The 20,689-nt window shown below is 54.7% G+C and carries 22 protein-coding genes; 16 read left to right on the top strand and 6 right to left on the bottom strand.

Annotation, left to right across the window (positions count from 1 at the left end):
• Positions 1-20: 20 nt before the first annotated feature.
• Positions 21-701, bottom strand: coding sequence for a uracil-DNA glycosylase (ung, locus tag JOE09_RS16045; protein ID WP_205066466.1), 681 nt, complete (start codon positions 699-701; stop codon positions 21-23).
• Between the two features lie 276 nt (positions 702-977).
• Between ung and grcA the strand changes: the two genes are divergently transcribed.
• Positions 978-1,361 (top strand): autonomous glycyl radical cofactor GrcA, encoded by a 384-nt coding sequence (gene grcA / locus JOE09_RS16040; RefSeq protein ID WP_205066465.1) that lies wholly within the window; start codon positions 978-980, stop codon positions 1,359-1,361.
• A 228-nt stretch (positions 1,362-1,589) separates the two neighbouring features.
• Here grcA and srmB read toward each other — a convergent pair whose 3' ends face one another.
• On the bottom strand, positions 1,590-2,918 hold the full coding sequence (gene srmB / locus JOE09_RS16035; RefSeq protein ID WP_200545629.1) for an ATP-dependent RNA helicase SrmB: 1,329 nt from the start codon (positions 2,916-2,918) through the stop codon (positions 1,590-1,592).
• Positions 2,919-3,050: 132 nt separating this feature from the next.
• Between srmB and trmN the strand changes: the two genes are divergently transcribed.
• The gene (trmN, locus tag JOE09_RS16030; RefSeq protein WP_205066464.1) at positions 3,051-3,788 is read left to right on the top strand and encodes a tRNA(1)(Val) (adenine(37)-N(6))-methyltransferase TrmN; all 738 of its coding nucleotides are present in this window, start codon (positions 3,051-3,053) and stop codon (positions 3,786-3,788) included.
• Here the strand turns inward: trmN and nadB are convergent.
• A complete protein-coding gene (nadB, locus tag JOE09_RS16025; protein WP_205066463.1) occupies positions 3,777-5,390 on the bottom strand; it encodes an L-aspartate oxidase in 1,614 nt (537 codons plus the stop codon). The genes trmN and nadB overlap by 12 nt on opposite strands.
• A 473-nt stretch (positions 5,391-5,863) precedes the next feature.
• Here nadB and rpoE point away from each other — a divergent pair, with 473 nt between their 5' ends.
• The 11 genes from rpoE to acpS all read left to right on the top strand — a co-directional run bounded on the left by rpoE (position 5,864) and on the right by acpS (position 15,206).
• A complete protein-coding gene (gene rpoE, locus JOE09_RS16020) occupies positions 5,864-6,439 on the top strand; it encodes an RNA polymerase sigma factor RpoE (RefSeq protein ID WP_105593184.1) in 576 nt (191 codons plus the stop codon).
• 30 nt (positions 6,440-6,469) lie between these two features.
• Positions 6,470-7,120: an anti-sigma-E factor RseA gene (gene rseA / locus JOE09_RS16015; RefSeq protein WP_205066462.1), complete on the top strand. Its 651-nt coding sequence runs from the start codon at positions 6,470-6,472 to the stop codon at positions 7,118-7,120.
• Positions 7,120-8,073, top strand: a complete 954-nt coding sequence (gene rseB, locus JOE09_RS16010; protein ID WP_200545625.1) for a sigma-E factor regulatory protein RseB — start codon at positions 7,120-7,122, stop codon at positions 8,071-8,073. The genes rseA and rseB overlap by 1 nt, the downstream gene beginning before the upstream one ends.
• Positions 8,070-8,534 carry a SoxR-reducing system protein RseC gene (rseC, locus tag JOE09_RS16005; RefSeq protein WP_205066461.1) on the top strand — a complete coding sequence of 155 codons (465 nt, stop codon included), beginning with the start codon at positions 8,070-8,072 and terminating at the stop codon, positions 8,532-8,534. Before rseB ends, rseC begins: the two co-directional genes overlap by 4 nt.
• Before the next feature lie 238 nt (positions 8,535-8,772).
• Positions 8,773-10,572, top strand: coding sequence for a translation elongation factor 4 (gene lepA / locus JOE09_RS16000; protein WP_205066460.1), 1,800 nt, complete (start codon positions 8,773-8,775; stop codon positions 10,570-10,572).
• Positions 10,573-10,602: 30 nt separating this feature from the next.
• Positions 10,603-11,556, top strand: coding sequence for a signal peptidase I (lepB, locus tag JOE09_RS15995; RefSeq protein WP_205066459.1), 954 nt, complete (start codon positions 10,603-10,605; stop codon positions 11,554-11,556).
• Between the two features lie 140 nt (positions 11,557-11,696).
• Entirely contained in the window at positions 11,697-12,377 is a 681-nt protein-coding gene (rnc, locus tag JOE09_RS15990) for a ribonuclease III (RefSeq protein ID WP_105593190.1), read from the top strand.
• Entirely contained in the window at positions 12,374-13,279 is a 906-nt protein-coding gene (gene era, locus JOE09_RS15985; protein ID WP_123336862.1) for a GTPase Era, read from the top strand. Before rnc ends, era begins: the two co-directional genes overlap by 4 nt.
• A gap of 5 nt (positions 13,280-13,284) precedes the next feature.
• Entirely contained in the window at positions 13,285-14,022 is a 738-nt protein-coding gene (gene recO, locus JOE09_RS15980) for a DNA repair protein RecO (protein WP_105593192.1), read from the top strand.
• A gap of 72 nt (positions 14,023-14,094) precedes the next feature.
• Positions 14,095-14,826, top strand: coding sequence for a pyridoxine 5'-phosphate synthase (gene pdxJ, locus JOE09_RS15975; RefSeq protein WP_205066458.1), 732 nt, complete (start codon positions 14,095-14,097; stop codon positions 14,824-14,826).
• Positions 14,826-15,206, top strand: coding sequence for a holo-ACP synthase (gene acpS / locus JOE09_RS15970; RefSeq protein WP_105593194.1), 381 nt, complete (start codon positions 14,826-14,828; stop codon positions 15,204-15,206). Before pdxJ ends, acpS begins: the two co-directional genes overlap by 1 nt.
• On the opposite strand, the gene JOE09_RS15965 is transcribed toward acpS, so the two are convergent.
• Positions 15,203-15,457, bottom strand: a complete 255-nt coding sequence (locus JOE09_RS15965) for a YfhL family 4Fe-4S dicluster ferredoxin (protein ID WP_105593195.1) — start codon at positions 15,455-15,457, stop codon at positions 15,203-15,205. The genes acpS and JOE09_RS15965 overlap by 4 nt on opposite strands.
• Positions 15,458-15,644: 187 nt before the next feature.
• Positions 15,645-16,484, bottom strand: a complete 840-nt coding sequence (locus JOE09_RS15960; protein WP_105593196.1) for a MurR/RpiR family transcriptional regulator — start codon at positions 16,482-16,484, stop codon at positions 15,645-15,647.
• A gap of 276 nt (positions 16,485-16,760) precedes the next feature.
• Between JOE09_RS15960 and murQ the strand changes: the two genes are divergently transcribed.
• The 3 genes from murQ to tadA all read left to right on the top strand — a co-directional run bounded on the left by murQ (position 16,761) and on the right by tadA (position 19,035).
• On the top strand, positions 16,761-17,657 hold the full coding sequence (gene murQ, locus JOE09_RS15955) for an N-acetylmuramic acid 6-phosphate etherase (protein WP_205066457.1): 897 nt from the start codon (positions 16,761-16,763) through the stop codon (positions 17,655-17,657).
• A gap of 183 nt (positions 17,658-17,840) precedes the next feature.
• Positions 17,841-18,479, top strand: a complete 639-nt coding sequence (gene yfhb / locus JOE09_RS15950) for a phosphatidylglycerophosphatase C (protein WP_205066456.1) — start codon at positions 17,841-17,843, stop codon at positions 18,477-18,479.
• A 61-nt stretch (positions 18,480-18,540) separates the two neighbouring features.
• Positions 18,541-19,035 (top strand): tRNA adenosine(34) deaminase TadA, encoded by a 495-nt coding sequence (tadA, locus tag JOE09_RS15945; RefSeq protein WP_200561591.1) that lies wholly within the window; start codon positions 18,541-18,543, stop codon positions 19,033-19,035.
• 2 nt (positions 19,036-19,037) lie between these two features.
• On the opposite strand, the gene mltF is transcribed toward tadA, so the two are convergent.
• A complete protein-coding gene (gene mltF / locus JOE09_RS15940) occupies positions 19,038-20,495 on the bottom strand; it encodes a membrane-bound lytic murein transglycosylase MltF (protein WP_105593200.1) in 1,458 nt (485 codons plus the stop codon).
• Positions 20,496-20,689: the final 194 nt, after the last annotated feature.

The following is a 20,689-nucleotide window of genomic DNA, read 5'->3' as shown; positions in this document are numbered from 1 at the left end:
AGGTGCTTTTTTTATCGCTGTTATTCAGGAAGATGCGGCGTCCAGTCTATCGGCGCTTCATTCCGTTCACTCAGCCACTGATTGGTTTTAGAAAAATGCGCGGAACCGAAGAAACCACGATGGGCCGACAGCGGGGAAGGGTGCGGCGCCTGTAAAACGTGGTGGCGCTTTCGGTCGATAATGCTGCCTTTCTTCTGCGCATGGGAACCCCACAGCAGAAAAACCACGCCTTCGCGATGCTGATTGATCGCGGCAATCACGTTATCGGTAAAGGTTTCCCAGCCAAATTTAGCATGCGAATGCGCCTTGCCACCTTCAACGGTCAGAACGGAGTTGAGCAGCATCACCCCCTGATTCGCCCAGCTTTCCAGAAAGCCGTGATTAGGCCGCTGAAACCCGGGAATATCCGTCACCAGCTCTTTGTACATATTCACCAGCGAAGGCGGTACTGCCACGCCCGGCAGGACGGAAAAGGCCAGACCGTGTGCCTGATTCGGCCCGTGATAAGGGTCCTGGCCCAGAATGACCACTTTTACCTGCCCCAGCTCCGTCAGGCGAAAAGCGTTAAACACGTCTTTTTGTGGCGGATAAACCGTTTTGCCGGCCGCACGCTCAGCCGCAACGGCAGCCAGCGTTTCCCTGAAGTACGGTTTTTCTTTTTCCTCAGCCAGCACATCGTGCCAGGTCATGGTATTGACCATCGCCAACTCCTTTAAGTCTGTAGAGCGTGTAGCTTAGCGTGGTTTAGTAAGGGGTTAAACTTAAAAAATAATTGAATATTTACAAAAATATTAGAAATAAAAAACCGGTGAAAATTGATATAAAACAGAATGTTACTTTATTAACCGTTATTGGCGGTTTTCATCAATTGATTTGGGTCAAAGAGGAGAGCATTTCGGGCTGATATACAGAAGACTGGTTTATCCATTCATCCGTGCGCAGTTTCAATCTGCGCCCACTGCCTGGGAGGCAACATCATGATTACCGGAATCCAAATTACTCAAGCAAAAAATAGCGCACTGCTGAATTCATTCTGGCTGCTGGACAGCGAGAAAGCGGAAGCTCGCTGCGTGTGTGCGAAATCTGGTTACAGCGAAGATCAGGTTGTGCCGGTCAGCGATCTGGGGCAAATCGAATATCGCGAAATTCCGCTGGAAATGAAACCTGAGGTGCGCGTAGAAGGCGGTCAGCATCTGAATGTGAATGTATTGAGCCGAGAAACGCTGGAAGAAGCGGTTAAGCATCCGGAAAAATATCCGCAGCTGACTATTCGTGTATCGGGCTATGCCGTGCGTTTTAATTCTCTGACGCCGGAACAGCAGCGTGATGTGATTACCCGTACATTTACTGAGAGTTTGTAAGCGATAATCACCGTATTTTATTGGTGAGCTGTTGATAAACGCACCACGCCAGCATTCGGTTTAATTTACTGATTGCTGGCGTTTTTTTTCATTTTCAGCAAGAGCAAAGGTTAGTTGGAAAACGAACATTTGGAACAGAGATTAACTTTCGCACCAAAGGCCTGTTTTCATCGATTACCAACATTAAAAAACCGCCCCTCAGAGGCGGTTTTTTACCATGCAGTGCGATTATTCAGCACCGTCGGTTTTAGCAGCGCTTGGCTTGCGGCGTTTACCGACATTTTTGGCGTCGCGGTGGCGGACTTTAGCGCGCGGCTTCTCGTCTTCTTTCGCCTTATCTTTCTTCTCTTTGCGCTTCGCCAGCACCTTTTTCGATGGTTTGCCTTTCAGCTTCTCATTTGGTGGACGGGTAGTCGGGCGCAGTTCTTCGATGATGCGCGACTTCAGCGGTTCCTGGATATAGCGGCTGATTTTGCCCAGCAGCAGATGGTCGTGCGCTTCAACCAGAGAGATAGCGATGCCTTTCTTACCGGCACGGCCTGTACGGCCAATGCGGTGCAGGTAGGTATCCGCCGTCACCGGCATATCAAAGTTGAATACGTGGCTGACATCATCGATATCAATACCGCGCGCGGCGATATCAGTAGCGACCAGCACGTTAACGCGGCCTTCAACAACGCGTTTGATGGCCTCGTTACGCTTGGCCTGCACCAGTTCCCCTTCGAGGTAGCTGGTATTGATCCCGGCTTCACGCAGCCACGCGCAGACTTCATGAACGCGCTCACGCTTACGCACGAAGATCACTGCACGGGTCACTTCCGGCTGTTTAAGCAGGTGAATAAGCAGGGCGGTTTTATGCTGCGTATCATCCGCACGGTAATACCACTGCTGGATTTTTTTACGCTCGCGGCGTGCCGGATCGGCTTCAACTTCGACCGGCTCGTTCAGAATACGCTCGGCGAAGTCCTTAATGGCTTCCCCTTCCAGCGTGGCGGAGAACAGCAGCGTCTGCTTACGCCAGCGCGTTTCGGCGCTGATAGTCTCAATATCCTGCGCAAAGCCCATGTCCAGCATGCGGTCGGCTTCATCAAGGATCAGGGTTTCAACCGCACGGCAGTCAAAGTTCTCTTCTTTAATGTACTGCAGCAGACGGCCGGTGGTGGCTACCACCAGATCCTGGTTTTCGCTGAAGACTTCCGCGTGGTTCATAAATGCCACGCCGCCGGTAATGGTCGCGATGTCCAGGTGAGTATGTTTAGCCAGTTCGCGCGCCTGCTCGGCAACCTGCATGGCCAGTTCGCGCGTTGGCGTCAAAATCAGAACGCGCGGAGGGCCGGACTTCTTACGTGGGAAGTCGAGCAGATGCTGCAGGACGGGCAGCAGGTAGGCCGCAGTTTTGCCTGTACCGGTTGGTGCCGAACCCAGAACGTCGCGACCCTCCAGTGCTGGCGGGATCGCCGCGGCCTGAATGGCAGTGGGGCGCGTGAAGCCTTTTTCCTGCAGAGCTTCCAGCAGGCTTTCGTCTAGTTCGAGTTCGGAAAAAGTGGTTACAGTCATGGTCTACCTCAGTTTGGGGCGCTGATTATAGACAGATTGAACGCGATCTTCATCTGTTTGTATCGGGTTAATGACTTTTCCTTCGTCATGGTTTGCCCTATGCTAGCGCCGTTTCTCTTTCAGGTCAGTCAAATGTCGCAACAGAAAGCCATTCTCCGTGCCAACGGGTTTACCTTTAAACAATTTTTCGTCGCGCACGATCGCTGTGCCATGAAGGTGGGTACCGACGGCGTACTGCTTGGGGCCTGGGCTCCGGTTGCTAACGTCCGCCGCGTGCTGGATATCGGTACGGGCAGCGGTCTGATTGCACTGATGCTGGCCCAGCGTACCTCGGAATCCGTACAGGTCGACGCCGTCGAGCTTGATGCGGCGGCGGCAGAGCAGGCGCAGGAAAACGTTGCCGCGTCGCCGTGGCCGGACCGAATTCGGGTTCATCAGGCCGATATTCTTGAATGGACGACGGGTTGTGAACAGCGTTATTCGCTGATTGTCAGCAATCCGCCCTATTTTGCACCGGGTTCGGACTGTGCGACCCCGGAGCGCGCTTCCGCCCGTTATACCGGCGCGCTCACGCATGAAGCACTGCTGGGCTGCGCCGAGCAGCTCATCACGGAAGACGGATTTTTCTGCGTGATCCTGCCGGAATCTGCCGGGAGTGCGCTGGTTGAGATTGCCCTACAGCGCGGCTGGCATCTGCGGTTCCGCACCGATGTAGCAGATAACGATACCCGGCCACCGAACCGCGTCATGCTGGCGCTATCGCCACAGGCGGGTGAGCAGATGCTGGATCGTATGACGATTCGCGGGCCGGATCAGCACTACTCTGAGGCGCACTGTAGTCTGACCCGCGACTTCTATTTATTCCGCTAATCGGGGAGCCAGCACCGTCGGTCTGGCTTCGCCCAGCGCTTCAGGATAGTCGAGCGTATAGTGCAGGCCGCGGCTTTCTTTGCGGTCGAGGGCGCATCGCACCATCAGTTCGGCAACCTGTACCAGATTGCGCAGTTCCAGCAGGTTGTTAGAAATGCGGAAATTGGCGTAGTACTCGTCAATTTCCTGCTGCAGGGTGTTAATGCGCCGCAGCGCGCGTTCGAGGCGTTTAGTCGTGCGAACAATCCCCACGTAGTCCCACATAAATAGCCGCAGTTCATGCCAGTTATGCTGGATCACCACGCGCTCATCGGAATCGTCCACGCGGCTTTCATCCCATACCGGAAGCGCCGCCACTATTTCAACGTCAGCCAGGCGGCGATCGATATCTTCCGCCGCTGACCAGCCGTAAACAAGGCACTCAAGCAGAGAGTTTGAAGCCAGGCGATTTGCGCCGTGCAAGCCGGTATAGCTAACCTCGCCAATGGCGTACAGCCCGCTGAGATCGGTTTGTCCCTGCTGGTTCACCATCACGCCACCGCAGGTATAGTGCGCTGCCGGAACGATAGGGATCGGCTGGCTGGTGAGATCGAAACCCAGCGTCAGCAGCTTTTCGTAAATGGTAGGGAAATGCGCGCGGATAAAGTCCGGCGGCTGATGGCTGATGTCCAGATACATGCAGTCGGCGCCCAGTCGCTTCATTTCATGGTCAATTGCCCGGGCGACGATATCGCGCGGCGCCAGTTCGCCACGTGGATCGAAGTCCGGCATAAAACGAGAGCCATCAGGGCGCTTAAGCAGTGCGCCTTCACCACGCAGGGCTTCGGTCAGCAGGAAGTTGCGGGCATCGGGGTGAAACAGGCAGGTAGGGTGAAACTGGTTAAACTCAAGATTGGCCACCCGACAGCCGGCACGCCATGCCATTGCGATGCCATCACCGGAAGCGACATCCGGATTGGTGGTGTATTGATACACTTTCGCTGCACCGCCGGTTGCCAGCACCACCGCACGCGCGCGGCAGGATTCGACCTTTTCACGTTTGCGGTTCCAGATATAGGCTCCGACTACCCGGCGTTCACCCGGCAGTCCGACCTTGTCAGAGACGATCAGGTCTACGGCGTTGCTGCGTTCAATCAACGTAATGTTGGGGTGGCTAAGCGCCTGGCTCACCAGGGTCGTTTCAACGGCTTTGCCGGTGGCGTCGGCGCTGTGCAGGATGCGGCGGTGGCTATGGCCGCCTTCGCGAGTTAAGTGATAAGGCTGCTCGCTGTTTCCTGGGGTTTCTTTATCGAAAAGCACGCCGTTATCAATCAGCCACTGAACGCAATGGCGTGCGTTACTGGCGATAAACGAAACGGCATCACGCTCGCACAGGCCGCTGCCGGCGATGAGTGTATCCTCAATATGGGACTCAATGCTGTCAGTTTCATCAAACACCGCCGCGATGCCGCCCTGAGCATAAAAAGTAGAACCTTCGCTGACCGGGCCCTTGCTGAGCACGGTAACACGGTGTTTTGCCGCAAGGCGCAGCGCCAGAGAAAGGCCGGCTGCGCCGCTGCCAATAATCAAGACATCACAGCTGTAATCGGAAGAATGCGTCATGGTGTTTAATTTACTAAACAGGTTGTTTGCTGAGCATAGCATTCAAATTAATCAGGCAAAAAGGCTTTTTATCGACCAGTATGCAAAGTGTGAGCCTGAGAGAGAGATGTGGAAATTTGCCGCGCACAGTGGGCTTAACACGCAATCCAGGGTTATTAATAGTGTGAGCCGAAGCTTTTTGAAGCGATTAGAGGGTGAAAAACCTGGCCCCATGCGTTACTCTGCGGGCGTTATCAGGGTGATGAACCATGAGTTCAGGTTCCAAAGAAAGGCAGTGGCCCACAAATCGGCAAGAATGCATAAAAAAGCGAACTGATTTGTAAATATGTCCTGATGACCTCACAAAAATAATGGCGTAATGGAACTTCTCCAATGAAAACCACTCAAATCGCGTGCTTGCTCGAAAACAATATTGGGTTATCACTGGGAGTTTGGTTACGCGTGGAAACAGATTTGGGGAGATTTTACCTCGGATGAGCGAGCAGTTAACGGATCAGATTCTCGTTGAGCGCGTGCAGAAGGGCGATCAGAAGTCATTCAATTTACTGGTAGTGCGCTACCAGCATAAAGTGGCGAGTCTGGTTTCCCGCTATGTACCATCAGGAGATGTTCCTGACGTAGTGCAGGAATCATTTATTAAGGCCTATCGTGCGCTGGAATCGTTCCGGGGGGATAGTGCTTTCTATACCTGGCTCTACCGAATTGCCGTCAATACGGCTAAAAATTATCTGGTGGCTCAGGGGCGTCGTCCGCCGTCCAGCGATGTGGACGCTATCGACGCAGAAAACTTTGAAAGTGCGGGAGCGCTGAAAGAAATTTCGAACCCTGAGAACTTAATGTTGTCAGAAGAACTGAAACAGATAGTTTTTCGTACTATCGAAACGTTACCCGAAGACCTGCGCATGGCGATTACGCTGCGCGAGCTTGATGGCCTGAGCTATGAAGAGATAGCGGTTATCATGGATTGTCCGGTGGGTACGGTTCGGTCACGAATTTTTCGTGCACGAGAAGCTATTGATAATAAAATTCAACCGCTTATCCAACGTTAGCAATAGCGTACACAGGAAGGGTATTGAGGCATGCAGAAAGAACAACTTTCCGCTTTAATGGATGGTGAAGCACTGGATACCGAGCTGATGTCGGCTCTCAATTCCGATGCAGCACTACAGAAAAACTGGGAAAGCTATCATCTGATCCGCGATACGCTGCGTGGCGATGTCCCACAGCTGCTGGATTTTGATATCGCTGCCCGCGTGGCCGCGGCTATCGAAGATGAGCCAGCGAAAACTGTCACTCGATTGATCCCGGAAGCTCAGCCGAAACCCGAAGACGCTGAGAAAATGCCGTTCTGGGGCAAAGTGCGTCCCTGGGCTGCTCAGATTACTCAGGTTGGCCTGGCCGCCTGCGTTTCACTGGCGGTCATCGTCGGCGTTCAGCAGTACAACAAGCCCGTTGTAGGCCAGTCCTCCGATTCTCCGGCGTTTAATACGCTGCCGATGATGGGGCAGGCTTCGCAGGTTAGCCTTGGCGTGCCGTCTGAAAACGCGACCAACACCAGCAAAGTCAATCAGCAGGTGCAGGATCAGCGTCGTCGCGTGAATGCACTGCTGCAGGACTATGAGCTTCAGCGTCGTCTGCACGCGGAACAGCTGCAGTTCGATCAAAATCCTGACCAGCAGGCTGCTGCTCAGGTTCCCGGTAATCAGTCCTTAGGAATGCAACAGCAGTAATGAAGCAGCTTTGGTGTGCCGTCAGCCTTCTGGCTGGCAGCCTGATGTACTCCTCTGTCGCCCCGGCACAATCTCCGTCCGGGGCGCTGTTACAACAGATGGAGCAGGCAAGCCAGTCTCTCAGTTATGAACTCGCCTATATCAATGTCTCCAGACTGGGGATCGAATCCCTTCGCTATCGTCATGCGGTCATTGACAACAAAACTTACGCTCAGCTGCTGCAAATGGATGGGCCTCGTCGAGAGATCATTCAGCGTGGCAGTGAAATCAGCTATTTCGAACCGGGGCTTGAGCCTTTTACCATGGCTGGCGATCATATCGTTGATTCGTTGCCTGCGCTGGTTTATGCCGATTTTCAGCATCTTGCCAGCAACTATGACTTTGTACCCGTTGGCCGCACGCGTATTGCCGATCAGCTTTGTGAAGTGATTCGCATCGTCTCACGCGATGGTACCCGTTATGGCTACGTTGTCTGGCTGGACAGTGAAACTAAACTGCCGCTGCGTGTTGATTTGCTCGATCGCGATGGTGAGACGCTGGAGCAGTATCGCGTGATCAGCTTTGCTGTTGATCAGGGCGTCAGTAAGCTGATGCAGGGGCTGGAAACTGCGAACTTGCCGCCTTCGCTGTCGGTGCCTGCGGGTAACAAGGTGGCATTCAACTGGAAAGCTGGATGGCTACCGGCGGGAATGAAGGAAGTGGCGCAGAGCCGCCGTCAGATCCCATCGCTGAACCGCCCGGTTGAGTCGCGACTTTACTCTGATGGGCTGTTCAGCTTCTCGGTAAATATTACCCTCGCCGATAAAAACAGCACCTCTCAGCAATTGCGCACTGGGCGTCGTACGGTGCAAACTGAAGTACGTAATAATGCGGAAATTACCGTAGTGGGTGAATTGCCACCTGCTACTGCCAAACGCATTGCTGACAGCATTACTTTAGGTACGACACCATGATGAGAGAATGGGCTACGGTTGTCTCGTGGCAAAACGGCGTGGCTACGCTGCATTCGGAAATTAAAACCTCCTGCAGCAGCTGTTCCGCGCGTAAAGGCTGCGGCAGCCATATGCTGAACAAGCTTGGGCCAAAAAATGCCCATGTGATGAAAATTGCCAGCGCCGAGCCGTTGATTCCAGGCCAGCGTATTGAGTTGGGTATTGCTGAATCCAGCCTGCTGAGTTCGGCGCTGCTGGTTTATATGTCGCCGCTGGTCGGATTGTTTATTCTTGCCGGGCTGTTCCAGATGCTGTTCCACAGCGATTTGGCCGCTGCCTGCGGTGCGCTGCTGGGCGGTATTGGCGGCTTTATCATCGCCCGCGGTATTTCCAGCGTGCTGGGCCGTTCCGCATCGTACCAGCCGGTAATTCTCAGCGTGGCACTGCCGCCGGATGCACTGCACGTCACCACCGATGCCTGATCCTTATCGCTTCTGCCCCCGTCAGTACCTGGCGGGCAGAGTGATACCTCGCCTAATATTTGCGCAATTCTTTGTTTCCACGCCGTTGCTGGTACTATTGGCACCCCGCGATGATTCCACCCCTTTGATATGTAGTGTAGAATGCAGCCTTTCGGGCCTCTGTTCGCCTGTGATATCACGCTCTCCTGATTTTATATCGCGAGAGTTCCAGAATTTGTAAGGCAGAAAAACCTCAATAATGAAGCACATAAGAAACTTTTCGATCATCGCCCACATTGACCACGGCAAATCGACGCTCTCTGACCGTCTGATTCAGATTTGCGGTGGCCTGACCGAACGTGAAATGGCTGCACAGGTTCTGGATTCCATGGATTTAGAACGTGAGCGCGGCATTACCATTAAAGCGCAGAGCGTTACCCTCGATTATCATGCTCCTGATGGACAGACCTACCAGCTGAACTTCATCGATACCCCGGGACACGTTGACTTCTCTTACGAAGTTTCCCGTTCTCTGGCGGCGTGTGAAGGCGCACTGCTGGTGGTCGATGCCGGTCAGGGTGTTGAAGCCCAGACGCTGGCAAACTGCTATACCGCGATGGAAATGGATCTGGAAGTCGTGCCGGTTCTTAATAAGATCGACCTGCCTGCGGCCGATCCTGAGCGCGTTGCTCAGGAGATTGAAGATATCGTTGGCATCGACGCTACCGACGCTGTGCGCTGCTCGGCGAAAACTGGCGTTGGTGTGCCGGACGTACTGGAACGTCTGGTACGTGATATTCCACCGCCGGAAGGCGATCCGGAAGGCCCGCTGCAGGCGCTGATTATCGACTCCTGGTTTGATAACTATCTGGGCGTTGTGTCGCTGGTGCGTATCAAGAACGGCACCATGCGCAAGGGCGACAAGATCAAGGTAATGAGCACCGGCCAGGTTTACAACGCTGACCGTTTAGGGATTTTTACGCCAAAACGTGAAGATACCGATGTGCTGAACTGTGGCGAAGTAGGCTGGCTGGTCTGTGCGATCAAAGACATTCTCGGTGCGCCGGTGGGTGATACCCTGACGCTGGCACGCAACCCGGCGGATAAAGCGCTGCCTGGCTTCAAAAAAGTGAAGCCGCAGGTTTACGCCGGTCTGTTCCCGATCAGCTCCGACGACTATGAAGCCTTCCGCGACGCGCTGGGCAAGCTGAGCCTCAATGACGCTTCTCTGTTCTACGAACCGGAAAGCTCGACGGCACTGGGCTTTGGTTTCCGCTGCGGCTTCCTTGGCCTGCTGCACATGGAAATTATCCAGGAGCGCCTGGAGCGTGAATACGATCTCGAACTGATTACCACGGCACCGACCGTAGTGTATGAAGTGCAAACCACGGACAATGAGATCGTCTACGTTGACAGCCCGGGCAAACTGCCGCCGCTGAATAACATTGAAGAGCTGCGCGAGCCGATCGCGGAATGTCACATGCTGCTGCCGCAGGAGTATCTCGGAAACGTGATTACGCTGTGTATTGAAAAACGCGGCGTGCAGACCAACATGGTTTACCACGGTAACCAGGTTGCGCTGACCTATGAAATTCCGATGGCGGAAGTGGTGCTTGATTTCTTCGACCGCCTGAAGTCGACTTCACGTGGCTATGCGTCACTGGATTACAACTTCAAGCGTTTCCAGACTTCTGACATGGTACGCGTGGACGTGCTGATCAACGGCGAGCGTGTTGATGCGCTGGCGCTGATCACCCACCGTGATAACTCGCAGTATCGTGGCCGCGATCTGGTTGAGAAGATGAAAGATCTGATCCCTCGTCAGCAGTTTGACATTGCGATTCAGGCGGCGATTGGTACCCATATTATCGCCCGCTCAACCGTAAAACAGCTGCGTAAAAACGTTCTCGCCAAGTGTTATGGCGGCGACGTCAGCCGTAAGAAAAAGCTGCTGCAGAAACAGAAAGACGGTAAGAAGCGCATGAAGCAGGTGGGTAACGTTGAGCTGCCGCAGGAAGCGTTCCTTGCCATTCTCCACGTAGGTAAAGACAGTAAATAAGGCCCGGCTTCGGGCTTTGAGGGAACTGGAATGGCTAATATGTTCGCCCTGATTCTGGCGATAGCAACGCTGGTCACCGGGATTATCTGGTGTATCGACAAGTATAAATGGGCACCGGCCCGCCGGGCGAAGCGCGCAGCGGCAAAAGCCGAAGGTACGCCAGAAACCAAAGCGGATAAACAGCCGGGCTGGGTGGAAACTACAGCATCGGTGTTCCCGGTATTGTTGGTGGTTTTCGTGGTCCGTTCATTTATTTTTGAGCCGTTCCAGATCCCATCAGGATCGATGATGCCGACGCTGCTGATCGGGGATTTTATCCTCGTGGAAAAATATGCTTATGGCATCAAAGACCCGATCACCCAGACTACGCTGATCCCAACCGGGCATCCTAAGCGTGGTGACGTGGTGGTATTTAAATACCCGAAAGATCCAAGTCTGGACTATATTAAGCGTGCCATTGGCGTTCCCGGCGATCGGGTTACCTACGATCCGCTGAGTAAAACGGTATCAGTCACGCCTGGCTGCGGTGGTGGTCAGTGTGAAACCGCGCTACCGGTGACTTACTCCGACGTAGAGCCAAGCGACTTTATCCAGACCTTCAGCGGTTTTAACGGCAATGAAGCCGGCAATGGATTCTTCCAGGTGCCGCAGGGTGAATCCATGCCTGGTGGTCTGCGCCTGGCAACGCGTAATGAAACACTTGGCGACGTGACTCACCGGATTCTGCTGGTGACTCAGATGCCAAGCCAGGCTGCTTCTTACTATCAGCAGCCAGGACAGGAGCAGTCCACGTGGGTCGTGCCGCAGGGCATGTACTTTATGATGGGCGACAACCGAGATAACAGCGCCGACAGCCGCTACTGGGGCTTTGTCCCGGAACGCAATCTGGTGGGTAAAGCGACGGCTATCTGGATGAGCTTCGAAAAACAGGAAGGCGAATGGCCGACCGGCGTACGTCTGAGCCGGATTGGTGGCATTCACTAATACTCATCGTAGGATGAGTATATTTAACGGTTGGCTTCCCGCTTTGGGGAGCCACTGCACACGAAACAGATCGTGTTGGTGTTCAGGCTCAGCCCTGTTCCGTGTGCAGCATAATTGACGCATTCAGAAATTGGTAACGCATGAACCCCATCGTAATTAACAAGCTTCAACGCAAGTTGGGCTACACTTTTACTCATCAGGAATTGTTACAGCAGGCACTGACTCACCGTAGCGCCAGCAGCAAACATAACGAGCGACTGGAATTTCTGGGCGACTCTATTCTGAGCTATGTCATCGCCAATGCCCTTTATCATCGCTTCCCGCGCGTGGATGAAGGCGATATGAGCCGTATGCGAGCCACGCTGGTTCGCGGTAATACGCTGGCGGAAATGGCACGAGAGTTTGACCTCGGTGAATGCCTGCGCCTTGGGCCGGGCGAGCTGAAAAGCGGCGGGTACCGTCGTGAATCGATTCTGGCTGATACAGTCGAAGCGCTGATCGGAGGGGTATTCCTCGACAGCGATATCAGAACGGTTGAGCAGCTGATCCTCAGCTGGTACGCCAGCCGTCTTGAGCAGATCAGCCCGGGCGATAAACAAAAAGATCCGAAAACGCGCCTGCAGGAGTTTCTGCAGGGCCGCCATCTGCCGCTGCCATCCTATCTGGTGGTGCAGGTTCGTGGCGAAGCGCACGATCAGGAATTTACTATCCACTGCCAGGTGAGCGGCATGGCAGATCCGGTTGTGGGAACCGGTTCAAGCCGTCGCAAAGCTGAGCAGGCAGCGGCCGAACAGGCGCTGATTAAGCTGGGAATTGAATGAGCGAACAAACCACCCATTGCGGCTTTATTGCTATTGTAGGCCGTCCAAACGTCGGTAAATCGACCTTGCTGAACCAGCTCCTGGGGCAGAAGGTTTCCATTACCTCGCGTAAACCGCAAACCACCCGTCACCGTATTATGGGCATCCACACCGAAGGTGCCTATCAGGCGATTTACGTGGATACGCCTGGTCTGCATATGGAAGAAAAGCGGGCGATTAACCGCCTGATGAACCGTGCAGCCAGCAGTTCTATCGGCGACGTTGAGCTGGTAATTTTTGTCGTTGAGGGCACCAAATGGACCGCCGACGACGAAATGGTGCTGAACAAACTGAAAGACAACAAAGTACCGGTGCTGCTGGCGATCAACAAGGTCGACAACATCACCGATAAAAGCATTCTGCTGCCGCATCTGCAGTTCCTCAGCGAGCAGATGAACTTTATGGACGTGGTGCCGATCTCTGCTGAAAAAGGCAATAACGTTGATACGATTGCCAATATCGTGCACAAGCTGCTGCCGGAAGCGGAGCATCACTTCCCGGAAGAGTACGTGACCGATCGTTCCCAGCGCTTTATGGCTTCTGAAATCATCCGTGAAAAGCTGATGCGTTTCCTCGGAGCAGAACTGCCGTACTCGGTGACCGTTGAGATTGAGCAGTTCGTCTCTAACGCGCGTGGTGGCTATGATATCAATGGCCTGATCCTCGTTGAGCGTGAAGGGCAGAAGAAGATGGTTATCGGCAATAAAGGCGCCAAGATCAAAGTGATCGGTACGGAAGCGCGTAAAGATATGGAAGAGATGTTCGAGGCGAAGGTGCACCTTGAACTGTGGGTTAAAGTGAAGTCCGGCTGGGCGGATGATGAACGTGCCCTACGCAGCCTGGGCTATACTGACGACCTCTGATTTTGATGGAAGGCTGGCAACGCGCATTTGTTCTGCACGCACGCCCGTGGAGCGAAACCAGCCTGCTGCTCGATCTGTTTTCTGAACAGCACGGCAGGGTGCGGGTCATGGCGAAAGGTGCCCGCTCCAAACGTTCCAGCCTCAAGGGTGCACTGCAACCCTTCACGCCTCTGCTGGTACGCTGGGGAGGGCGCGGCGAGGTGAAAACACTGCGCGGGGCTGAACCCGTTTCGCTGGCGCTTCCGCTCAGCGGCACTACCCTCTACTGTGGCCTGTACGTCAACGAACTGCTCACCCGCGTGCTGGAGCACGAAACCGCCTTCAACGAACTCTTTTTTGACTACCTGCACTGCATCCAGGCGCTGGCTGCAACGTCCGGCTCACCCGAACCTGCGCTGCGCCGCTTTGAGCTGGCTATGCTGGGCCATCTCGGCTACGGCGTGGATTTCATGCACTGCGCCGGAAGCGGTGAAGAGGTTGCCGATGAGATGACCTACAGCTATCGGGAAGAGAAGGGCTTTATTGCCAGCCTGGTGGTCAACAACCGCAGCTTCACCGGTCGACAGCTGCGCGCGCTCTGGCAGCGAGAATTCCCCGATGCGGACACCCTGCGGGCAGCCAAGCGTTTTACCCGTATTGCACTCAAACCCTATCTCGGCGGTCGGCCGCTAAAAAGCACCGAGCTGTTTCGCCAGTTTCTGCCGAGAAAACGAGCGGACACTCCGCCTGCGGCAGACGAATAGCGACAGGTCATACCCCTGCGCCTGTCTAACGTTGTACACTCGATAAAACATTCGCGATTACCAGAGGACCCCATGGCTGAGTTACTGTTAGGCGTAAACATCGATCACGTTGCTACCGTACGCAACGCTCGCGGTACTAATTATCCCGACCCGGTTCAGGCGGCATTTGTCTCAGAGCAGGCGGGTGCTGACGGCATTACCGTCCATTTACGTGAAGACCGTCGCCACATCACCGATCGCGATGTGCGTATTCTGCGCCAGACTATTCAGACCCGCATGAATCTGGAAATGGCCGTTACCGATGAGATGGTCGATATCGCCTGCGAGATTGTGCCGCACTTTTGCTGCCTGGTCCCAGAAAAACGTGAAGAGGTGACTACCGAAGGCGGGCTGGATGTGGCCGGTCAGCTGGAAAAAGTGACGGCTGCGGTTAAGCGCCTGAACGACGCCGGCATCCTCGTTTCTCTGTTTATTGACGCCGATCGTGGGCAAATCGACGCCGCCGTGGCTTCCGGTGCCCCTTATATTGAAATCCATACCGGGGCTTACGCCGAAGCGGCAGAAGGCCCGGCGCGCGATGCGGAGCTGGCACGCATTGCCGAAGCGGCAACCTATGCTGCAGGTAAAGGACTGAAGGTCAATGCCGGTCACGGCCTGACCTATCACAACGTCCAGCCTATTGCCGTGCTGCCGGAGATGCACGAGTTGAACATCGGCCACGCGATCATCGGACGAGCGGTCTTCAGTGGCCTGGCGGATGCAGTCAAAGAGATGAAGCAGCTGATGCGGGAAGCGCGTCGCTAATGGCTATTCTTGGCCTGGGGACGGATATTGTGGAGATCGCCCGCATCGAAGGGGTGATCTCACGCTCGGGGGACCGGCTGGCGAAGCGGGTGCTCAGCCCCAATGAGTGGGCGCAGTACCAGGCGCATCAGCAGCCGGTGCGATTCCTGGCCAAGCGTTTCGCGGTGAAGGAGGCGGCGGCAAAAGCCTTCGGCACCGGCATTCGCGGCGGTCTGGCGTTTAATCAGTTTGAAGTGTACAACGACGAGTTAGGCAAGCCGGGTCTGAGATTCTTCCAGCACGCGCAGGAAGTGGCAAAGAAGCTGGGCGTGATGCACGTTCACGTTACCCTGGCAGATGAGCGCCACTATGCCTGTGCGACGGTAATTATTGAAAGCTAACCTGCAGGGTGCAGCACCACGAATTTATCCCACAGCTGGTCATTCGTCTCTACCCGCTGTGGGTCAACAATGATGGTGTTATCAATCGGGCAGACCTGCTGACAGGTGGGCGCATCGTAATGGCCTACACACTCTGTACAGCGATCGGTGTCGATCTCGTAATACTCCATGCCCATCGAAATCGCTTCGTTGGGGCATTCAGGTTCGCACATATCGCAGTTGATACAGCGTTTGGTGATCAGTAGAGCCATCGTGGATGCGGTGCCGTTAAATTAATTCAATCAGTAAGTTAACAAGTTGAAAAATCTGGATTCCATTAACTTACTGTTGCAGAGTCAATGCCGCGCACTGTATCACAATTGATGAATAGCCCCAATAACGACGCTGTTTTAACCGTATAAAAACACGTTTCGTTCGCGAACCTTCTGACGGCCATCATCAAGTCAACTTCTTAACCAGCGCCTCACTGTGCCGGATATGGCTGGTTGCACGTTCAGGATCGCGCTGGATCAGTGCCATAAACAGCAGATCGGTAAGTGCCAGCTGCGCCATAGTTGAAGATATCGCGGCACTGCGGGTGGTTTGCTCCTCTGCCACAGTATAGAGACAGTGCGACGCAGCCTGTTGCAGCGTATTCGGCGTAAAGCCAGTAAAAGCCAGCACCGTGGCGCCAATACGTTGTGCTTCCTGAGCCGCCAGGTTGATTTCCCGGCGCTCGCCGGTGTAGGAGATCGCCAGCAGCACATCGCCGGGGCTCATTGCCTGCACGCTGGCCAACAACGCATGCATATCCTGCTCTGCAACCGCGCTGATACCAATCTTCATCAGCTTCCACGAAAAATCTTTTGCCACTAAACCGGAAGCGCCAATACCCACCAGAACAATACGCTTCGCGTTTCGCAGCAGGCGCAGCGTCTCCAGCAGCATCTCTTCACTGTTGATATCCAGTGTGGCGCGGATGGCTGACATCTTTTCCGTAAACAGCTTCTCGCCCACGGTTTTAAGGGGGTCGTCGCTGAGAATCAGGTTATGCACGGTAATCGCGTCTTTGTCCGCCAGCGACTCACTGAGTGCCAGTTTCAGCGCAGGGAAGCCTTTGTAGCCCAGCTTTTGGGCAAACTTAACGACACTCGACTGGCTGACGCCGGATTCATCCGCCAGCTTTTGTGAACTCAGGTGACGCGCGCGGTCCGGCTGCGACAGCAGGTAGTCAGCCAGGCGGCGCTCATTGAGTGCCAGGCTGGGATACAGCTGACGAATACGCAGCAGTGAACTCATCTCTTTTCCTCTTGCCAATTCGAATTCATCACGTTGAATTGGCAGCAATGATAACAGGCATGACGCAAAGTCTAACCTACTGATTAGCAGTTTCCATGCTTTAGCGGGCCAAAATTCAGCGCGCTTCGGGCGAGCCGGTAAGCGTGCCGGATTTTTCTGCTTCTCGTCGTTCTACTAACGTTTACAATGATCTTAGTGTAAAAACGGTTTATTTTGAATAAAATATTCAACAAATGAAATATCTGTTCGAATTAAAAATTCAGTCAAGGGGAAAGAATGGATCTGGGTTCACTGGTGTCAGAAACCCGCAATGCGGACACTCTTGACCTCGACAGCCTGTCAACGCTGGAGATGGTCAGCAAGTTTAACCAGCAGGATGCCACCGTGGCTGCGGCGGTAAGCCTGACTCTGCCGCAGGTAGCAAAGGCCGTTGACGCCGCCGCCGCCGCACTGTCTGCCGGTGGTCGCATCATCTATATGGGAGCAGGTACAAGCGGCCGCCTTGGCGTGCTGGATGCATCCGAATGCCCGCCGACCTTTGGTGTATCACACGATCTGGTGATTGGTTTGATTGCTGGTGGGCCAGGTGCGATGTTTAAGGCCGTTGAGGGCGCTGAAGACGATGAACAACTGGGCGTCCGCGATTTGCAGGGGCTGGAGCTCAGCCCCAATGATATGGTGATCGGTCTGGCCGCTTCCGGCCGTACGCCTTACGTCATCGGTGCGCTACGCTATGCCCGCCAGCACGGATGTCGCACGGCAGCTATTTCCTGCAATCCCGGATCGCCAATTGCCTGCGAAGCCGAAATTGCTATTTCGCCAGTGGTAGGACCGGAAGCGCTAACCGGGTCAACCCGTCTGAAGTCCGGTACCGCACAAAAGCTGGTACTGAATATGATCTCCACCGGTGCGATGGTGAAAATCGGCAAGGTCTGGCAAAACCTGATGGTCGATATGAAAGCCACCAATATCAAACTGGTGGATCGCGCGCACCGAATGGTATGCGAAGCTACCGGTTGCACGCAGCAGCAGGCCGATGAGGCGTTGGGACAGGTCGACTATGAAGTTAAAACGGCCATTCTGATGATCCTGGCCGATCTGCCAGGCTCCGAGGCGCGCGAGCGGCTTGCCAGGCACGGTGGTTTTCTTCGCGCCGCGCTTAACGAGCGCTAAAAGCGAGTTCTTCACTCACTTCTGACTACACTTATTCTCTGTACGCTACGGGTGTAGCGTGCTTTGCTGTTGGTGAACGAAGCCAGACGGCGAAGAACGTGAGTAACGGGCCGATCGATGAGGCTGAGCAACAGCTTCCTCTTCACCCATTTTATAAGATTCATTGACTGCGAGGAGTAAGGTTTGACAACCAGTCAGGAACGACGCGTTATTTTTTTCGATCTCGACGGTACGCTGCACCAGCAGGATATGTTTGGTACCTATATGCGCTGGATGCTGCGTCGTCAGCCATTAAATCTGCTGCTGGTTTTACCGCTGCTGCCGGTGGTGGCTGCGGGCCTGTTACTTCGCGGTCGCGCTGCGCGCTGGCCAATGAGCCTGCTGCTGTGGTCCATTACCTTCGGGCACAGCGAGCAGCGCCTGCTACAGCGGGAAAATGAGTTCGCCCGCTGGTTTCGCCAGCGCGTGAAGGCTTTTCCGGTGGTACAGCAGCGCCTGACGGACTACCTCAATAGCGATGATGCCGACGTCTGGTTAATCACCGGTTCGCCGCAGCCGCTGGTGGAGCAGGTGTATTTCGATTCCGCGTTTCTGCCGAAGGTTAAACTGATCGCCAGCCAGATGTCCCGTGCCAGGGGCGGACGGGTGCTGGCGCTTCGCTGCCTGGGGCACGAGAAAGTCGCGCAGCTGGAGGAGCAGATCGGCACGCCGCTCCAGCTCTACAGTGGGTACAGTGACAGTAATCAGGACAACCCATTACTGTTCTTCTGTCAGCATCGTTTCCGCGTAACCCCCGTGGGAGAGCTGCAACAGCTGGAATAAGCGCGGTCTGTCGGGCGTAATCAGTGTATAATGTCGCGCTTTTTTTCCGCTGGAGACTCAGGTGAGCGACAATAATGATGAATACTGGATGCGCCACGCGCTGATGCTGGCCCGCCGTGCCTGGGACGAAGGCGAAGTTCCGGTAGGTGCGGTGCTGGTCCATGAAGGGCGGGCGATCGGCGAAGGCTGGAACAGGCCAATCGGTCATCACGATCCTACCGCGCATGCGGAAATCATGGCGCTGCGGCAGGGGGGTAAAGTCATTGAAAATTACCGGCTGCTTAACACTACGCTGTACGTAACGCTGGAGCCGTGCGTGATGTGCGCGGGGGCGATGGTTCACAGCCGCATCGGCAGACTGGTTTTTGGCGCACGTGATGGAAAAACCGGGGCAGCAGGCTCACTGCTTGATGTGCTGGGGCATCCCGGCATGAACCATCAGGTGCAAATAGAAGAAGGCATTCTTGCGACGGAGTGTGCGGCGATGCTGAGCGACTTTTTCCGCCATCGGCGCGCGGAGAAAAAAGCGCAGCGTCAGGCGGGGAAGGCGATTTAGCCTCAGTTCATCGCCAGCTGTGGCGGAACGGCAGGGTAGGCGTTACCCAACTCGGCCTCGGTTGCGGCCTTCTGCGCTAGCTTTCTTTCCTGATCTTCCAGGTATCCCACCAGGCTTATCTGATACTTACGAATATTCTCGACATACGCGTAGGCTTCGTGCCCGCGCGCATAGCCATAGGTGGTCTGGCTGTAGTAACGCTTCTGGCTTAACATCGGCAGACGCAGCTTTACATCTGCCCAGCTGTCAGGATTACCCTGCTGTTTTTCCGTCAGCTTGCGTGCATCCAGCATATGGGCGTAGCCCATATTGTAAGCGGCGAGGGCGAACCAGATGCGTTCATCATCCGGGATCCCCGCAGGCACTTTCTCCATCATCTTTACCAAATACTCGCTGCCGCCGCGCACGCTTTGCTCGGGATCGGTCCGGTCCGTCACGTTCAGGCTGTCTGCGGTGTTACGCGTTAACATCATCATCCCGCGCACGCCGGTTGGCGAGGTAGCCTGGGGATTCCAGTGTGATTCCTGGTAAGAGATTGCCGCCAGCAGTCGCCAGTCGATGCTCTGCGCATATTTTTCAAACAGCGGCTGGATCGCCGGTAGCGTGCCGTCAATGGCACGCAGGAATGTCCGGGTATCAACATAGTCAAAAGTACCGACGTGGCCGAGATACTTCTCATCCAGCCGCGCCATCGCACCTTCTTCACCCATCTCGTTGTAGAAGTCGAGCATCGCCGCATTCAGGCTGTCGTCCTGTTCCCGCTGGATATACCAGGTGACGGGCTCTTCATCGGTGATATCAAACGCCACCGCCAGCTGCGGATGGATACGCTGCATCAGGCCAATAGTGACCGAATCGCCCACCGTATAATCGATTTTGCCATCGGCAACCGCCTGCAGCAGCGTCTGCGGCGTTTGATCGGTGGAGATCGCCCAGTCGAGGTCCGGGTACTGATTTTCTTTCGAACCGCGCAGGGTGGAAAGATAGGCTGAGCCGGATGCGACGATCAGCCGTCCTTTCAGATCCCCGAGATTCTTCGGTCTGGCTGCGCCGATGCGGTACACCAGCTGCTGCGAAACGGAATAGTAGGTCGGACCGGCGCGAAAATGTGCCAGACGCTCATTGTTGTAAATTAAACCGGCCGCCAGCACATCAGCTTTGTCATCTTCCAGATCGTCAAACAGATCGCTCAGGTTCGGGCGCACGGTTACTTCCAGCTTCACGCCGAGATAATCGGCAAAGCGTTTTGCCAGCTCGTAGTCCATACCGGCCGGTGATTTATTGACGGTGTAATAAGTCAAAGGAGAATTTATCGTGCTCACACGTAAAACTCCTCGCGATTTTATCTGCGCGATGCGGTCAGTTGCACCGCCGTACCAGGGTATCGACGGCCACAGTGCAAGCGCGAGCAGCACCATAACCAGCCCGATGAGCAGGTAATTTAATTTTAGGCGTTTCAAATAGTTATCTCTCGGTAGCTCTCAGGTATCTGTCTTTTACGGCAGTATTTATTGGCTATAATTGCTCCTGAGCGTGGGGCATTTTGCTCAAGTCCGCGTGGCATCGCAACTTAAATCAACCTGAATCGTGTAATTTTCAGCCAATTCTGGATGTCGATTAATTCTGCGCAAACGGTTTCGTAACCGGTGGGGAT

It is taken from the genome of Pantoea coffeiphila, from assembly GCF_016909495.1.
Taxonomy (GTDB): Bacteria; Pseudomonadota; Gammaproteobacteria; order Enterobacterales; family Enterobacteriaceae; genus Erwinia; species Erwinia coffeiphila.
This window is presented reverse-complemented; position numbering and strand designations above follow the sequence as displayed.

What these genes read in the sequence shown, in the direction of transcription:
- rpoE (WP_105593184.1), top strand. Translation starts at nt 5,864, where the DNA reads ATGAGCGAGCAGTTAACGGATCAGATTCTCGTTGAGCGCGTGCAGAAG.
- recO (WP_105593192.1), top strand. Translation starts at nt 13,285, where the DNA reads ATGGAAGGCTGGCAACGCGCATTTGTTCTGCACGCACGCCCGTGGAGC.
- lepA (WP_205066460.1), top strand. Translation starts at nt 8,773, where the DNA reads ATGAAGCACATAAGAAACTTTTCGATCATCGCCCACATTGACCACGGC.
- ung (WP_205066466.1), bottom strand. Translation starts at nt 701, where the DNA reads ATGGTCAATACCATGACCTGGCACGATGTGCTGGCTGAGGAAAAAGAA.
- lepB (WP_205066459.1), top strand. Translation starts at nt 10,603, where the DNA reads ATGGCTAATATGTTCGCCCTGATTCTGGCGATAGCAACGCTGGTCACC.
- acpS (WP_105593194.1), top strand. Translation starts at nt 14,826, where the DNA reads ATGGCTATTCTTGGCCTGGGGACGGATATTGTGGAGATCGCCCGCATC.
- rseB (WP_200545625.1), top strand. Translation starts at nt 7,120, where the DNA reads ATGAAGCAGCTTTGGTGTGCCGTCAGCCTTCTGGCTGGCAGCCTGATG.
- rseA (WP_205066462.1), top strand. Translation starts at nt 6,470, where the DNA reads ATGCAGAAAGAACAACTTTCCGCTTTAATGGATGGTGAAGCACTGGAT.
- trmN (WP_205066464.1), top strand. Translation starts at nt 3,051, where the DNA reads ATGTCGCAACAGAAAGCCATTCTCCGTGCCAACGGGTTTACCTTTAAA.
- nadB (WP_205066463.1), bottom strand. Translation starts at nt 5,390, where the DNA reads ATGACGCATTCTTCCGATTACAGCTGTGATGTCTTGATTATTGGCAGC.
- JOE09_RS15960 (WP_105593196.1), bottom strand. Translation starts at nt 16,484, where the DNA reads ATGAGTTCACTGCTGCGTATTCGTCAGCTGTATCCCAGCCTGGCACTC.
- rseC (WP_205066461.1), top strand. Translation starts at nt 8,070, where the DNA reads ATGATGAGAGAATGGGCTACGGTTGTCTCGTGGCAAAACGGCGTGGCT.
- rnc (WP_105593190.1), top strand. Translation starts at nt 11,697, where the DNA reads ATGAACCCCATCGTAATTAACAAGCTTCAACGCAAGTTGGGCTACACT.
- era (WP_123336862.1), top strand. Translation starts at nt 12,374, where the DNA reads ATGAGCGAACAAACCACCCATTGCGGCTTTATTGCTATTGTAGGCCGT.
- grcA (WP_205066465.1), top strand. Translation starts at nt 978, where the DNA reads ATGATTACCGGAATCCAAATTACTCAAGCAAAAAATAGCGCACTGCTG.
- JOE09_RS15965 (WP_105593195.1), bottom strand. Translation starts at nt 15,457, where the DNA reads ATGGCTCTACTGATCACCAAACGCTGTATCAACTGCGATATGTGCGAA.
- murQ (WP_205066457.1), top strand. Translation starts at nt 16,761, where the DNA reads ATGGATCTGGGTTCACTGGTGTCAGAAACCCGCAATGCGGACACTCTT.
- pdxJ (WP_205066458.1), top strand. Translation starts at nt 14,095, where the DNA reads ATGGCTGAGTTACTGTTAGGCGTAAACATCGATCACGTTGCTACCGTA.
- srmB (WP_200545629.1), bottom strand. Translation starts at nt 2,918, where the DNA reads ATGACTGTAACCACTTTTTCCGAACTCGAACTAGACGAAAGCCTGCTG.